Here is a 14,964-nt window from a genome sequence, read left to right on the forward strand (position 1 = left end):
AACTCGTGGGCGACAGTGCAGTGTCTGAGGCGGCGCCGGAACATGCCGCGTCCGGGTCCGATCCGAACGCCGTGGAGCAGTCGCGCAGAGACGTGTATCGCTGGGGCTTGCTCACCGTCGTCGGGGTGATCGCCGGATATATCGCGGTCCTGCTGGCCAACTTCCGCCACTTCTACACCGACGACAGCGAATCCCAGTACACCCCGCTGTGGGTGTGGCTGGGCCGCCAGTTGCGCGAGGGTCATCTGCCGCTGCTGAATCCCGAGCAGTGGATGACCGGCAACTACACCATGGAGGAGGCGGGCCTGTTCAACCCGCCGCAGCTGCTGATCGATCTGATCGCGCCCTCCGTCGACAACCTCGTGGTGCTGGCCACGGTCGTGAAGCTGGTGTTCTCGATCATCGCCGCGCTCGGCGTGTATCGGGTGTGTCTGGCCTACGGCGGCCGGGTGCAGTGGGCGGCGGTGGCGGGCATCGCCTTCCCGCTCACCGGCTGGCTGCTGTTCTTCGACGAGGCCAGCTGGGTGACCTCGCTGACCGGCACCGCCTGGATGGTGCACGCGTGGGCGGCGTCGGTGCGATACGCCCGCGGCAGGGGCGGGCCGATCCCGGTCTTCGTCTTCCTGTATCTGGCGATTTCGGTCGAATACGTCTTTCCCGCCGTGGAATCCGCGCTCATGCTGGTCGCGGTCGCCGTCGGCGAACTGATCTACCAGCGCCGGTGGCGGCCGGTCGCGCGGCTGGCCGCGGTGGCGATGTGCGCGGGCCTGGCCGGTCTGATGACCTACCTGCCGAGCATGCTGTCGGCGAAGGTGAGCTGGCGCGGCACCTCGCAGATCAATAACGACCAGTTCCTGACGGTGCCGTGGTCGGAGTCGCTGAACGCCAGCCTGCCGTCCACGCTGCCCGCGTTCAATTCGTGGTGGGGCTACATCCAGCCGCTGCCGATGACCTATATCGCCTGGTTCCTGATTCCGGCGCTGGCGTTCGTCGACTGGCGGCGGGCGCGCGGGGCGTGGCGGGAGCTGACCGCGGTGGCGCTGTTCGCGGTCATGTTCCTGATGTGGACCGCGGGCCCCGGCACGGTCGGCCCGCTGCGCTGGCCCGCGCGGGTGCTGCCGATGCTGGCGCTGGGCCTGCTGGTGCTGGTGTGCGTGCTGCTGGGCCGGTTCGGCACGGTGGCGAACCGGCGCAATCGCGGCCTCGCCGCGCTGGTGCTGATCGGGCTGCTGTGGGTGCGCACCTTCTCCGCCGACCCGCACGATGTGGTCTGGCACCTGGGGTCGGCGTTTGCGGTGGCGGCGCTCGGCGCGATCGCGGTGTGGCTGGGCCACACTCGCGGCACGGCCGCCGCCGCGCTGCTCACCATCGTGGCCATGTTCCCGATCGCCTACGTGCAAGTGCATGCGGCGCAACCGAATCCGATGAGCTGGAACCTGCCCGCCAGCCGGTCGCAGGCGCAGGCGGCGTTCCCGGCGTTCGACGGCATCACCATTCAGCTCGGCGATCGCGCCCTGGTGCAGCCGGGGGAGAAGAACCTCGCGGGCGCCTACGGCTCGCTGGTCTTCGGCAACTACGCCAAGGACCTGCGGCTGCACTACGTCAACGGCTACACCCCGAACGGGCACTACTGGTTCGGCGAAACGCTGTGCATGCGCTGGGATTCCAGCGTCTGCCCCGACGCCTACCGGCGGCTGTTCACCCCCGAGCCGACCACCGGGCGCACCCTGGTGGACCTGATGAAACTGGACCGAGTCGTGTTGCAGCGGGCCATGTTCCCCGACGCGGGCAACCATCCCGCGCCCGCGGGCTGGAAGTGGGTCGACTATCCGGGCCACGAGCGCTACATCTGGGTGCTCGAGCGGGTCGACGGCCCGATCTCCGGCGTGAACGGCCGCGTCGCCGACGCCGCCGGGGTCACCGCCACCTCCCTCGGGGAGTCCGATACGACCAGCCGGGTGCGGGTGTCGTCGAGCACCGGCGGCCGGGTCGTGTTCGCCCGGCTCGGCTGGCCCGGCTACCGGGTCACCCTGAACGGGCGCGACATTCCGCACACCACCATCTCCAAGTCCTTTGTCGCCGTGCCCATTCCGCCGGGCACCGAGAACGCCGAGCTGATCGTGTCGTGGCGCCCGCCGGGCTGGAAGGTCGGCATCGCCGCCGCGATCGGCGGTCTGATCGGCCTGGGCCTCATGCAGTGGCTGTACCTGCGCACCCGCCGCCGCGACGACGAGCCGGACGGCCCGACACCCCCCGCCGATCCCGACGCGGCGAAGCCCGAACTGGCGGAAGCGGTTTCATGAACGCGGGCCGGGGTTCGGATGCTGCGCCGGGTTCGGCCGTGGCGGATCCCGCCGCCGAGCCGACGCCCGGCCCGCTCCTGCGCCTGATTCGCCGCCAAGAGGTGGCCTTCGCGGCCGTCGGCGGCGCGAACACCCTGCTGGGCATGGCCCTGACCGTCCTGTGGCTGAAGGTGCTCCCCGAATCCTGGCCCCCCGCCCTGGCCGTGGTGCTGGCCTACTGCGTCAGCATCGTCTTCGCCTTCGTCGCCCACCGCACCCTCGTCTTCCGCGTCCGCGGCCACCTCCTCCGCGACTTCACCCGCTTCGTCCTCGTGAATTCCGGTGGCCTCCTACTGAATGCGACAGGCGTCCAACTCACCGTAGCCACCCTCCACCTCCCCAAAACCCCCGCCACGATCACCGTAATGGCGCTGGTAGCCATCGCCAGCTACTTCGGCCACCGCCACTTCTCCTTCCGCCGCACCTAAGCAGGCAGCCGAAGCTCTCCTCGCCTTCCCGGCTTGCCTCTTCTGGCCTTCCCGGCTTGCCACCTCTCGTCTTCCCGGCGTGGCTCTTCTGGTCTTCTCGGCGTGGCTCTTCTGGTCTTCTCGGCGTGGCTCTTTTCGTCTTCCCGGCATGTCTCTTTTCGTCTTTCCCGGCATGCTTTTGGCCGGGATCTCCCTAGCCGACGAGATTCAAGAATGCCGGGACCGGTAGGTTGTCGGCATGGCCGAGGAAATCCTGGATCCCACCCTGCTGAGTCTGCTGGCCTGCCCGCAGGACAAGGGGCCGCTGCTGCCGGTGCGCGATAGCGCCGGGGCGGGCGTGCTCTACAACCCGCGGCTGCGGCGGGCCTACCCGATCGACAACGGGATTCCGGTGCTGCTGATCGATGAGGCCCGCCCGGTGAGCGACGAGGAGCACGCGGCCTTCACGGCAGCGGCAGATCCCCGGTGAGATAGCGCTGCAGATTCGGCCCGACCACCGCGGCCAGCTCGTCCACCGGCATCGAGGCCACCGGCTCGATCCCGACGATCTTGCGCGCCACCAGCAATCCGATCATCTGCGAGACCGCCAGCACCACACGGGTGGGCCCGGTGCCCGGCGGCGAATCCACCCGCTCGCGCACATCGCGCAGCGCCACCTCCAGCAGGAACGCGCGGGCCAGTTCGCCCTCGGCGCCGGTGAGCAGGCTGCGGAACGCCGCCACCGCCTGCACCCCGACCGAGGAATCCCAGACGCTCACCACCACCCGCACCACCGTCTCCCCGATCCGATCCAGCGGCACCGCGGCGACCTGCTCCCGGATCACGTTCGGATCGATCGGCAGATCCATTGCGGCGGTGAGCAAATCCTGCTTGGTGCCGAAATAGTGGTGCACCAGCGCGGGATCCACCCCGGCCGCCGTCGCGATCGAGCGGATCGACGCCTTGTCGAACCCCACCTCGGCGAACCGGGTGCGGGCCGCGGTCAGAATGGCCTCCCGCGTCCCGGACCGGCCGGGCCGCCGCCCGCTGCGCCCGCCGTTGTCCTCGGGTTCGCCGGTGTCGGTCATGCCGTTCTCCTCCGCAGCGTGGCCGCGCCCAATCCCAGTGCGACGGCGGCGAATACGGCCACGACCCCCACATCGCGCCACATCAGCCCGGTGGCCCCGGGATACCGCGCCACCTGCTGCAGGGCGTCGACGGCGTAGCTCAGCGGCAGCACGTCGCTGATGATCTCCAGCCAGTGCGGCAGCTGACCGCGCGGCACCAGCAGCCCGCACAGGAAGAACTGCGGTCCCACGATCAACGGCATGAACTGCACGGCCTGAAACTCGGTGCGCGCGAACGCACTTGCGAGCAGACCCAGCGCGACCCCGAGCACCGCGTCCAGCACCGCGATCAACAGCACCAGCCACACGCTGCCCGCCGAGTGCATGCCCAGCAGCCCGAACGACACCAGGCACGCCAGGCCCGCCTGCCCGGCGGCGGCCACCGAGAACGCGGTGCCGTAGCCCGCCAGCAGATCCGGCTTGGACAGCGGCGTGGTCATCAGCCGCTCCAGCGTGCCCGAGGTCCGCTCGCGCTGCATGGCGATGGCGGTGATCAGGAACATCACGATGAACGGCAGGATGCCCAGCATGCTGATGCCGACCCGGTCGAACAGCGTCGGCATGCCCGGCACGCTCGGCGTGTCGTGATACACGTAGTACAGCAGCAGGATCAGCAGCGACGGCACCAGCAGCAGCATCGCGACGGTGCGGTGATCGGCGCGCAGCTGCCGCAGAATGCGGACGGTGGTGGCGGTGTAGCAGCGCAGCGGGTGCGCGACGGCGGTCGTCATCGCGGGTCTCCCATCCTGATCAGCGCGAGAAACGCGTTCTCCAAACTGGTTTCGCCGGTCTCGGTGCGCAGCTCGTCCGGGCTGAGCTGGGCCAGCAGGTGGCCCTCGCGCATGAGCAGCAGCCGGTCGCAGTGCTCGGCCTCGTCCATGACGTGGCTGGACACCAGCAGCGTGCGGCCCTGGGCGGCCAGGGCGTGGAACTGATTCCACAGCTCCACGCGCAGCACCGGATCCAGCCCGACGGTCGGCTCGTCGAGCACCAGCAGCTCCGGATCGGCCACCAGCGCGCAGGCCAGCGACGCCCGGGTGCGCTGCCCGCCGGACAGCTGATTGCCCCGCTGCCGCGCGTGCTCGCCCAGCCCCACCGCCGAGATGGCCGCGGCGACATCGGAATTCGACCGCCCGTAGAGCGCGCCGAAGTAGGCCACATTGTCGGTGATGCTGAGATCGTCGTAGATGCTCGGCGCCTGCGTCACATAGCCCACCCGCGACCGCAGGCCCGTGCTGCCCGCCGGTTCGCCCAGCACCCGCACGCTGCCCGCGGCGATCAACTGGGTGCCGACGATGCTGCGAATGAGCGTCGTCTTCCCGCATCCGGAGGGCCCCAGCAGCCCGGTGATGCGACCGCGCGGCACCGTCAGCGAGAGGTCGTGCAGTACTTCCCGTCCGCCGCGTTGCACCCGCAGATGTTCGACCTCGACAGCCGGGGGAGAGTTCGACACCGCCATGGATCACTCCTGTTCATCGAGTGTTGAATTCATTACGCGTTGAATTCTGCGCCCGCGCGGAACGGAACGCAAGCCCCTCGGCCGCGCGATTGCGGCCCGTTCGCTCGTCACCCTTACGATCGGCCCGTGACCAGCGAAACCGCGGACGTGGCCGAGGGCGGTCAAGTCCGCGCCTCGACCCTGGAACTGTTCTTCGATCTCGTCTTCGTCTTCACCATCACCCAGCTCACGCACGCCTTCAGCGAGCACGCGAGCTGGGCGGCGCTGGGCCGGGTGGCCCTGATGTTCGGCGTGATCTGGTGGATGTACAGCGGCTACGTCTGGCTGACCAACGAGGTGGCGCCCAACAGTTCGGCGCGCCGGACGGCCCTGCTGATCGGCATGCTCGGGTTCTTCATCCTGGCGGTCGCGGTGCCCGAGGCGGCCGAGGGTTCCGGAATCGCCTTCGGCGTCGGATATTTCGTGGTGAACACCGTGCACACGGCGCTGTTCTACCTCGGCGGGGGAGCGTCGGCGACCTCGGCGATCCTGCGCATCGCCCCGCCCAACGCCGCCTCCGCGCTGCTGGTGCTGGGCGGCGGTTTCGTGCACGGCTGGCCGCGCTACCTGATCTGGGGCGCGGCCTTCGCCCTGCAGGTGGCGACGCCCTACATCGCCGGGACCGGCGGATTCGTGGTGCGCCCCAGCCACTTCTGCGAGCGGCACGGCCTGGTGCTCATCATCGCGATCGGCGAATCGGTGGTCGCGATCGGCGCCGGGCTGGGCGGCGAGCACCTCGACGCCGGACTGATCGGCATGATCGCGCTCGGCCTGTGGCTGGCCTATGTGCTGTGGTGGGCCTTCTTCGGGCTCGACGACGAACGCGGCGAACACGCCATGAGCGCACTACCCGGCCCGCAACGCACGCGCCCGGCGGTGGTCGCCTACGGGTACTCGCTGTATGTCATGCTGCTGGGCATCATCCTGACCGCCGCGGGCATCAAGATCTGCATCGCCGACGGCACCCGGCCGATGCCCCTCCCCGCCGCCCTGTCTCTCGCGGGCGGCGTCGGCGTGTTCTTCCTGGGCCAGTGCCTGTTCCGCCTGACACTGCGGCTCCCACGCCCCTGGTGGCGGCTGGCCGCGGCCGTCGCCGCCGTGGCGACCACCCCCCTCGGCGTCGCCGCGGCGGCCTGGATCCTCTTGGCGGCCTTGATGATCGTGGCCTACGCGTTCATCATCGCCGACGACGTCCTGAGCATGCGCTCGGGAGACCACAGCGCGTACCTGTAGGCCCGGCACCCCATGATTCCGGCATGCTTTCGGCCGGAATCTGGGGCGTCAGCAACGTGATTCGACGAGTAGTTGCCGGACCATCGTCGCCATGCGCAAAATCAAACGGCGTGATCTCGACCTGACGGCCCGACTGTTCCCCACCGGGCGCCCTTCGCGACAATGGGGCACTGTGTCTGCCGAGGAACTCGCCGTCGAACCATTGGCCGCCGCGCATCGGCTGCTCGGGGCCACCCTGTGGTCCGGGCCCGTCGGGGTGCGCATCGTCGAGGTCGAGGCGTACGGGGGTGACCCGGCCGGGCCCTGGCACGACCCGGCGGCGCACTCCGGGCGCGGCCGAACCCCGCGCAATGCCGTCATGTTCGGGCCCGCTGGTCGACTCTACGTGTATTTCAGCTACGGCATGCACGTCTGCGTGAACGTCACCTCCGGTCCCGACGGCCTCGCCAGCGCGGTCCTGATCCGAGCGGGCGAGGTGATCGCCGGGCTCCCCGCCGCCCGCGAACGCCGCCCCGCCGCCCGCGCCGACGCCGACTTGGCCAGGGGCCCCGGCAATCTCGGCAGCGCCCTCGGAATCACCCTGGGCGACTACGGAACCGACCTGTTCGACCCGGCCGCACCCATCCGGCTGGAACTGGGCCCGGAAATCACCGACACCTCCCTGATCGGCGTCGGCCCCCGAGTCGGCGTCAGCCTCGCCGCCGACCGCCCGTGGCGACTGTGGTTGCGCGATTCCCCCGCCGTCTCGGCCTACCGCCGCAGCCCCCGCGCACCACGGGCGGAGAAGTCGGCCTGACCTGGCCCTCCTGGTCCCGGCATGCCGTCGGCCGGGACCAGGGCTGTGCGCGTGGCCTAAACTGACCGGTAATCACTCCTCAGACAAGTAGAGAGGCGCGCAAGCTTTGGCGCACGTGCAGAGGCATCCGCTGGCCGCGCAGGCCGCGCAATTGCTCCTCGATCGGATCCGCGCCGGCGAATGGCAGCTCGGGCACAAACTCCCCGGCGAGACCACCCTGGCCGCGCAGCTGGGCGTCGGCCGGTCCACGCTGCGCGAGGCCGTTCGCGAGCTGTCCGGGAAGGGCGTCCTCGAAAGCCGCCAGGGCGCGGGCGTTTTCGTCACCGCCGTCGACGTCGTCGAGGACTGGGACACCGTGCTGCGCCGGGCCGACATCATCACCGTCATCGAGGCCCGCATCGCCATCGAGGTGGAGGGCGCCGCCCTGGCCGCCCGCCGCCGCACCCCCGCCGACCTGCGGGCCATGGGGCGCGCCCTGACCGCCCGCGCCGAGTCGGGCGCGTCGGTGGCCGAACTCGTCGATGCCGACACCGAATTCCACCGGACCGTGGTCGCCGCCGCGCACAACGACGTGCTCAACGGCATGTTCGACGCCTTCGTCCCGCGCTCGCGGCACGCCATGATCGACATGCTGCGCATCCGCCCGCTCGACCCGCACGCCGACCATCGCGCCCACGAGGTCCTGCTCGACGCCGTCCGCCGCAGCGACCCCGATGCCGCCGCGGCCGCCAGCCGCGTCCACCTCACCTCATTGAAAGAGGCATTCGAATAATCCCTCGACCCCCACGCCGCCGCTCGCCATCATGAGGGTCGGAACCTGCATGTTTGCCCGGTAATCGAGTGCGGAAAGATGGGAAGGCGTGAGCGTCGACATCATCGAGGAACTGACCTGGCGTGGCTTGATCGCGCAGTCCACCGACCTGGACGCCCTGCGCGCCGAGCTGGCCGAGGGCCCGATCACCCTCTATGCCGGCTTCGATCCGACCGCCGCCAGCCTGCACGCCGGTCACCTGGTTCCGCTGCTCGCGCTGAAGCGTTTCCAGCGCGCCGGCAACCGGCCCATCGTGCTCGCGGGCGGCGCGACCGGTCTCATCGGCGACCCCCGCGACGTCGGCGAGCGCGCCATGAATTCGACCGACACCGTGGCCGCCTGGGCCGAACGCATCCGCGGCCAGCTGCAACGCTTCGTCGACCTGGACGACCCGAAGACCGGCGCGATCATCGCGAACAATATGGACTGGACCGGCCCGCTGACCACGGTCGAATTCCTGCGCGATGTCGGCAAGCACTTCTCGGTGAACGTCATGCTGGCCCGCGACACCGTCAAGCGGCGGCTCGAGACCGACGGCATGTCCTACACCGAATTCAGCTACATGCTGTTGCAGGCCAACGACTACGTGCAGCTGCGCCGCAAGCACGGCTGCCACCTGCAGGTCGGCGGCTCGGACCAATGGGGCAACATCATCGCGGGCGTCGAACTGAATCGCCGCCTCGACGGCGAGCACGTGCACGCGCTGACGGTCCCCCTGGTGACCTCCGCCGACGGCAAGAAGTTCGGCAAGTCCACCGGCGGCGGCAGCCTGTGGCTGGACCCGGAGATGACCAGCCCCTACGCCTGGTACCAGTACTTCGTGAACACCGGCGACGCCGACGTGGTCCGCTACCTGCGCTGGTTCACCTTCCTCGAGCGCGAGGAACTGGACGAACTACAGAAGGCCACCGAGGAACGCCCGCACGCCCGCGCGGCACAGCGCCGACTGGCCGCCGAGATGACCACGCTCGTGCACGGCGAGGCCAACACCCGCGCGGTGCAACTCGCCAGCCAAGCCCTGTTCGGCCGCGGCGACCTGCACGAACTCGACGAGTCCACGCTCGCCGCCGCTTTGTCCGAGGCCGCCGCCGACGGTGAAGTCGCGCAGGCGCGCACCGATTCGACGATCGTCGACCTCCTGGTGGCATCGGGCCTGTCGGACAGCCGGGGCGCGGCCCGCCGCGCGGTGAACGAGGGCGGCGCATCGGTGAACAACACCCGCATATCCGATCCGGAATGGACGCCCGCCGATTCCGATTACCTGCACGGACGCTGGCTCGTCCTGCGCCGCGGCAAGAAGAACTTCGCGGGAGCTCGCCGCGCCGAATGACACGGTTGCCATGACCTGGGTCACATTGCCGCGACCCAGGTCGGGCAACCGCCCGAAGCGAGGCCCCTGACCAGCGAAAACGCCTGCTGTCTTGGGGATTTGACGTTCCGTTATCCAACACGTAACTTATTCCAGGTCAGAGCGACACGGACACCGACCCGGGGCCGAGAGGCCAGGGAGAACGAGGCTGGACGAGGAGCGCCTGACCATCAGCAAGATCGAATTACGCCTCGGACTTGACTCTGCGGGTTGGTTCGGTTAGGCTGGAAAAGTTGCCTCCGAAGAAGGCCGGATATCCGGTTGGATGCGGAGTGCGCCTGTTCTTTGAGAACTCAATAGTGTGTCGATGAATGTCAGTGCCAAATATTTACATTTGGTTCCGGTGCTTACACCCCCGTGTGAGCGCCGGGATATTTAGTCAGCAAATACTTTTGCTGGCGTTTGATTTTGCCAAGGTTTTCGGACTCTGGTTAATTCTTCCGATTACGTCTTCGGACGCAATTGAGAGTCTTCAACGGAGAGTTTGATCCTGGCTCAGGACGAACGCTGGCGGCGTGCTTAACACATGCAAGTCGAGCGGTAAGGCCCTTCGGGGTACACGAGCGGCGAACGGGTGAGTAACACGTGGGTGATCTGCCTCGTACTCTGGGATAAGCCTGGGAAACTGGGTCTAATACCGGATATGACCACGCATTGCATGGTGTGTGGTGGAAAGATTTATCGGTGCGAGATGGGCCCGCGGCCTATCAGCTTGTTGGTGGGGTAACGGCCTACCAAGGCGACGACGGGTAGCCGACCTGAGAGGGTGACCGGCCACACTGGGACTGAGACACGGCCCAGACTCCTACGGGAGGCAGCAGTGGGGAATATTGCACAATGGGCGGAAGCCTGATGCAGCGACGCCGCGTGCGGGATGACGGCCTTCGGGTTGTAAACCGCTTTCGACTCCGACGAAGCGCAAGTGACGGTAGGAGTAGAAGAAGCACCGGCCAACTACGTGCCAGCAGCCGCGGTAATACGTAGGGTGCGAGCGTTGTCCGGAATTACTGGGCGTAAAGAGCTTGTAGGCGGTTCGTCGCGTCGATTGTGAAATCTCACGGCTCAACCGTGCGCTTGCAGTCGATACGGGCGGACTAGAGTACTGCAGGGGAGACTGGAATTCCTGGTGTAGCGGTGAAATGCGCAGATATCAGGAGGAACACCGGTGGCGAAGGCGGGTCTCTGGGCAGTAACTGACGCTGAGAAGCGAAAGCGTGGGTAGCGAACAGGATTAGATACCCTGGTAGTCCACGCCGTAAACGGTGGGTACTAGGTGTGGGTTTCCTTCCACGGGATCCGTGCCGTAGCTAACGCATTAAGTACCCCGCCTGGGGAGTACGGCCGCAAGGCTAAAACTCAAAGGAATTGACGGGGGCCCGCACAAGCGGCGGAGCATGTGGATTAATTCGATGCAACGCGAAGAACCTTACCTGGGTTTGACATACACCAGAAAGCTGCAGAGATGTAGCCTCCCTTGTGGCTGGTGTACAGGTGGTGCATGGCTGTCGTCAGCTCGTGTCGTGAGATGTTGGGTTAAGTCCCGCAACGAGCGCAACCCTTATCTTATGTTGCCAGCGCGTGATGGCGGGGACTCGTGAGAGACTGCCGGGGTCAACTCGGAGGAAGGTGGGGACGACGTCAAGTCATCATGCCCCTTATGTCCAGGGCTTCACACATGCTACAATGGCCGGTACAGAGGGCTGCGATACCGTGAGGTGGAGCGAATCCCTTAAAGCCGGTCTCAGTTCGGATCGGGGTCTGCAACTCGACCCCGTGAAGTTGGAGTCGCTAGTAATCGCAGATCAGCAACGCTGCGGTGAATACGTTCCCGGGCCTTGTACACACCGCCCGTCACGTCATGAAAGTCGGTAACACCCGAAGCCGGTGGCCTAACCCCTCGTGGGAGGGAGCCGTCGAAGGTGGGATTGGCGATTGGGACGAAGTCGTAACAAGGTAGCCGTACCGGAAGGTGCGGCTGGATCACCTCCTTTCTAAGGAGCACATAGCATTTCGAGGACGAGTGTTCCTCGGTGTTGCTCATGGGTGGAACGCTGACATGTGCCCCGTGAGGGGATGTAGTCGACACACTGTTGGGTCCTGAAAGAACAGACGTTCTTTCCAGGCAAGAAACGATCCGCCCGGATCTCTTGTGAAACCAGCCTCCTCGAGGGGTCGCGGTCCTTGATTCGATTCGGTGCGGGTGTGTTGTTTGAGAACTGCACAGTGGACGCGAGCATCTTTGTTTGTAAGTGTGTAAGAGCGTACGGTGGATGCCTTGGCACCGAGAGCCGATGAAGGACGTAGGAGGCTGCGATAAGCCTCGGGGAGCTGTCAACCGAGCTGAGATCCGAGGATGTCCGAATGGGGAAACCCGGCACGAGTGATGTCGTGTCACCCGCATCTGAATATATAGGGTGTGTGGAGGGAACGTGGGGAAGTGAAACATCTCAGTACCCACAGGAAGAGAAAACAATAGTGATTCCGTGAGTAGTGGCGAGCGAAAGCGGAAGAGGCTAAACCGTGTAGATGTGATAGACGGCAGTCGTTGTCTATGCGGGGTTGTGGGATCATTCTTCTCACTTCTGCCGAAGTGAGCGCAAGTCAGAAAAGAACTCGTTAGCTGAATTGGTCTGGGATGGCCGACCGTAGACGGTGAGAGTCCGGTAAGCGAAAACGTGTTCTCTTGTGTGGATGTTTCCCGAGTAGCAGCGGACTCGTGAAATCTGCTGTGAATCTGCCGGGACCACCCGGTAAGCCTGAATACTACTTGGTGACCGATAGCGGACTAGTACCGTGAGGGAAAGGTGAAAAGTACCCCGGGAGGGGAGTGAAATAGTACCTGAAACCGTGCGCTTACAATCCGTCAGAGCCCTCCTATGGTGGGGTGATGGCGTGCCTTTTGAAGAATGAGCCTGCGAGTCATCGGTGTGTGGCGAGGTTAACCCGTGTGGGGGAGCCGTAGCGAAAGCGAGTCCGAATAGGGCGGTTGAGTCGCACATCATGGACCCGAAGCGGGGTGATCTACCCATGGCCAGGGTGAAGCGACGGTAAGACGTCGTGGAGGCCCGAACCCACTTAGGTTGAAAACTGAGGGGATGAGCTGTGGGTAGGGGTGAAAGGCCAATCAAACTCCGTGATAGCTGGTTCTCCCCGAAATGCATTTAGGTGCAGCGTCGCGTGTTTCACACTGGAGGTAGAGCACTGGATGGCCTAGGGGGCCTACAAGCTTACCGAAGTCAGCCAAACTCCGAATGCCGGTGTGTGAGAGCGCGGCAGTGAGACTGCGGGGGATAAGCTTCGTAGTCGAGAGGGAAACAGCCCAGATCGCCGGCTAAGGCCCCTAAGCGTGTACTAAGTGGAAAAGGATGTGGGGTCGCTTAGACAACCAGGAGGTTGGCTTAGAAGCAGCCACCCTTGAAAGAGTGCGTAATAGCTCACTGGTCAAGTGATCCTGCGCCGATAATGTAGCGGGGCTCAAGTACACCGCCGAAGCCGCGGCACTCCAGCATGTACCCAGGCACTTGGTGTCCAGGGGTTGGGGTGGGTAGGGGAGCGTCCTGTAGCCAGGGAAGCAGCAGTGTGAACTAGTTGTGGAGGCTACGGGAGTGAGAATGCAGGCATGAGTAGCGAAAGACGAGTGAGAAACTCGTCCGCCGGATGACCAAGGGTTCCTGGGCCAGGTTAATCCGCCCAGGGTGAGTCGGGACCTAAGGCGAGGCCGACAGGCGTAGTCGATGGACAACGGGTTGATATTCCCGTACCCGTGTATCCGCGCCCAATGGCGAATCAGTTGTGCTAACCGTCCAAAAGCGGACCTATCACCTTCGGGTGAAGAGAAGTGGCTGCACGGGACCCTGATTGTAGTAGTCAAGCGATGGGGTGACGCAGGAAGGTAGCTGGGCCAGGTGATGGATTACCTGGTGTAAGCCTGTAGGGCGTTGTGTAGGCAAATCCGCACAGCATCAAGCCTGAGAGGTGATGCGTAGCCGGTTGAGGCGAATTCAGTGATCCTATGCTGCCGAGAAAAGCCTCTAGTGAGTTGGTACACGGCCCGTACCCCAAACCGACACAGGTGGTCAGGTAGAGAATACTAAGGCGATCGAGAGAACTGTGGTGAAGGAACTCGGCAAAATGCCTCCGTAACTTCGGGAGAAGGAGGGCCCGGTCTGGTGAACATCCTTGCGGTGGGAGCTGGGTTGGGTCGCAGAGACCAGAGAGAAGCGACTGTTTACTAAAAACACAGGTCCGTGCGAAGTCGTAAGACGATGTATACGGACTGACGCCTGCCCGGTGCCGGAAGGTTAAGAGGACCGGTTAGTCCGTAAGGGCGAAGCTGAGAATTTAAGCCCCGGTAAACGGCGGTGGTAACTATAACCATCCTAAGGTAGCGAAATTCCTTGTCGGGTAAGTTCCGACCTGCACGAATGGCGTAACGACTTCTCTGCTGTCTCCACCGCAGACTCGGCGAAATTGCAGTACGAGTAAAGATGCTCGTTACGCGCGGCAGGACGAAAAGACCCCGGGACCTTTACTATAGCTTGGTATTGGTGTTCGGTACGGTTTGTGTAGGATAGGTGGGAGACTGTGAAGCTTGGACGCTAGTTCGGGTGGAGTCGTCGTTGAAATACCACTCTGATCGTATTGGACTTCTAACCTCGGACCATGATCTGGTTCAGGGACAGTGCCTGGTGGGTAGTTTAACTGGGGCGGTTGCCTCCTAAAGTGTAACGGAGGCGCCCAAAGGTTCCCTCAGCCTGGTTGGCAATCAGGTGGTGAGTGTAAGTGCACAAGGGAGCTTGACTGTGAGACCGACAGGTCGAGCAGGGACGAAAGTCGGGACTAGTGATCCGGCACCGGCATGTGGAAGCGGTGTCGCTCAACGGATAAAAGGTACCCCGGGGATAACAGGCTGATCTTCCCCAAGAGTCCATATCGACGGGATGGTTTGGCACCTCGATGTCGGCTCGTCGCATCCTGGGGCTGGAGTAGGTCCCAAGGGTTGGGCTGTTCGCCCATTAAAGCGGCACGCGAGCTGGGTTTAGAACGTCGTGAGACAGTTCGGTCTCTATCCGCCGCGCGCGTCAGAAACTTGAGGAAGGCTGTCCCTAGTACGAGAGGACCGGGACGGACGAACCTCTGGTGTGCCAGTTGTCCCGCCAGGGGCATGGCTGGTTGGCTACGTTCGGAAGGGATAACCGCTGAAAGCATCTAAGCGGGAAGCCTGTTCCAAGATGAGGTTTCTCACCACTTCGAGTGGGTAAGGTCCCCAACAGACCATTGGGTTGATAGGCCGGAACTGGAAGCCAGGTAACTGGTGCAGGTGACCGGTACTAATAGGCCGAGGACTTACCAACAAAGCTGCTACGCGTCCACTGTGCGGT

10 protein-coding genes and 2 rRNA genes are annotated in these 14,964 nt (G+C 64.9%); 9 read left to right on the top strand and 3 right to left on the bottom strand.

The window, feature by feature from the left end:
- The first annotated feature begins 92 nt into the window (after window positions 1–92).
- The 3 genes from HPY32_RS09550 (at window position 93) to HPY32_RS09560 (ending at window position 3,239) form a co-directional block, all read left to right on the top strand.
- Entirely contained in the window at window positions 93–2,303 is a 2,211-nt protein-coding gene (locus HPY32_RS09550) for a hypothetical protein (protein ID WP_067596058.1), read from the top strand.
- On the top strand, window positions 2,300–2,770 hold the full coding sequence (locus HPY32_RS09555; RefSeq protein WP_156674589.1) for a GtrA family protein: 471 nt from the start codon (window positions 2,300–2,302) through the stop codon (window positions 2,768–2,770). Before HPY32_RS09550 ends, HPY32_RS09555 begins: the two co-directional genes overlap by 4 nt.
- Before the next feature lie 238 nt (window positions 2,771–3,008).
- On the top strand, window positions 3,009–3,239 hold the full coding sequence (locus HPY32_RS09560) for a Trm112 family protein (protein WP_067591126.1): 231 nt from the start codon (window positions 3,009–3,011) through the stop codon (window positions 3,237–3,239).
- Here HPY32_RS09560 and HPY32_RS09565 read toward each other — a convergent pair.
- From HPY32_RS09565 to HPY32_RS09575, 3 genes are read right to left on the bottom strand one after another with little or no spacing between them, the layout of a single operon-like run.
- Window positions 3,214–3,837, bottom strand: a complete 624-nt coding sequence (locus HPY32_RS09565) for a TetR/AcrR family transcriptional regulator (protein WP_067591122.1) — start codon at window positions 3,835–3,837, stop codon at window positions 3,214–3,216. The two genes, HPY32_RS09560 and HPY32_RS09565, sit on opposite strands and share 26 nt — an antisense overlap.
- Window positions 3,834–4,607, bottom strand: coding sequence for an ABC transporter permease (locus HPY32_RS09570; RefSeq protein WP_067591119.1), 774 nt, complete (start codon window positions 4,605–4,607; stop codon window positions 3,834–3,836). The genes HPY32_RS09565 and HPY32_RS09570 overlap by 4 nt, the downstream gene beginning before the upstream one ends.
- On the bottom strand, window positions 4,604–5,335 hold the full coding sequence (locus HPY32_RS09575) for an ABC transporter ATP-binding protein (protein WP_067591116.1): 732 nt from the start codon (window positions 5,333–5,335) through the stop codon (window positions 4,604–4,606). Before HPY32_RS09575 ends, HPY32_RS09570 begins: the two co-directional genes overlap by 4 nt.
- A gap of 126 nt (window positions 5,336–5,461) precedes the next feature.
- Here HPY32_RS09575 and HPY32_RS09580 point away from each other — a divergent pair, with 126 nt between their 5' ends.
- The 6 genes from HPY32_RS09580 to HPY32_RS09605 all read left to right on the top strand — a co-directional run bounded on the left by HPY32_RS09580 (window position 5,462) and on the right by HPY32_RS09605 (window position 14,937).
- Window positions 5,462–6,607, top strand: coding sequence for a low temperature requirement protein A (locus tag HPY32_RS09580; RefSeq protein WP_067591113.1), 1,146 nt, complete (start codon window positions 5,462–5,464; stop codon window positions 6,605–6,607).
- A gap of 172 nt (window positions 6,608–6,779) precedes the next feature.
- Window positions 6,780–7,403 carry a DNA-3-methyladenine glycosylase gene (locus HPY32_RS09585; RefSeq protein WP_067596057.1) on the top strand — a complete coding sequence of 208 codons (624 nt, stop codon included), beginning with the start codon at window positions 6,780–6,782 and terminating at the stop codon, window positions 7,401–7,403.
- Window positions 7,404–7,509: 106 nt separating this feature from the next.
- Complete coding sequence (locus HPY32_RS09590) at window positions 7,510–8,175, top strand: FadR/GntR family transcriptional regulator (RefSeq protein ID WP_067591111.1); 666 nt, start codon at window positions 7,510–7,512, stop codon at window positions 8,173–8,175.
- A gap of 88 nt (window positions 8,176–8,263) precedes the next feature.
- Complete coding sequence (tyrS, locus tag HPY32_RS09595; protein ID WP_067591106.1) at window positions 8,264–9,544, top strand: tyrosine--tRNA ligase; 1,281 nt, start codon at window positions 8,264–8,266, stop codon at window positions 9,542–9,544.
- 511 nt (window positions 9,545–10,055) lie between these two features.
- Window positions 10,056–11,574 (top strand): 16S ribosomal RNA (locus HPY32_RS09600).
- Window positions 11,575–11,826: 252 nt separating this feature from the next.
- Window positions 11,827–14,937, top strand: a 23S ribosomal RNA gene (locus tag HPY32_RS09605).
- The 16S and 23S rRNA genes sit together here, the layout of an rRNA operon.
- Window positions 14,938–14,964: the final 27 nt, after the last annotated feature.

It is taken from the genome of Nocardia terpenica (genome assembly GCF_013186535.1).
In the GTDB taxonomy this organism is placed as follows: Bacteria; Actinomycetota; Actinomycetes; order Mycobacteriales; family Mycobacteriaceae; genus Nocardia; species Nocardia terpenica.

Bases quoted from the DNA above. Each gene is read 5' to 3' on its own strand.
- HPY32_RS09555 (WP_156674589.1), top strand. From the start codon at position 2,300: ATGAACGCGGGCCGGGGTTCGGATGCTGCGCCGGGTTCGGCCGTGGCG.
- HPY32_RS09560 (WP_067591126.1), top strand. From the start codon at position 3,009: ATGGCCGAGGAAATCCTGGATCCCACCCTGCTGAGTCTGCTGGCCTGC.
- HPY32_RS09565 (WP_067591122.1), bottom strand. From the start codon at position 3,837: ATGACCGACACCGGCGAACCCGAGGACAACGGCGGGCGCAGCGGGCGG.
- HPY32_RS09570 (WP_067591119.1), bottom strand. From the start codon at position 4,607: ATGACGACCGCCGTCGCGCACCCGCTGCGCTGCTACACCGCCACCACC.
- HPY32_RS09575 (WP_067591116.1), bottom strand. From the start codon at position 5,335: ATGGCGGTGTCGAACTCTCCCCCGGCTGTCGAGGTCGAACATCTGCGG.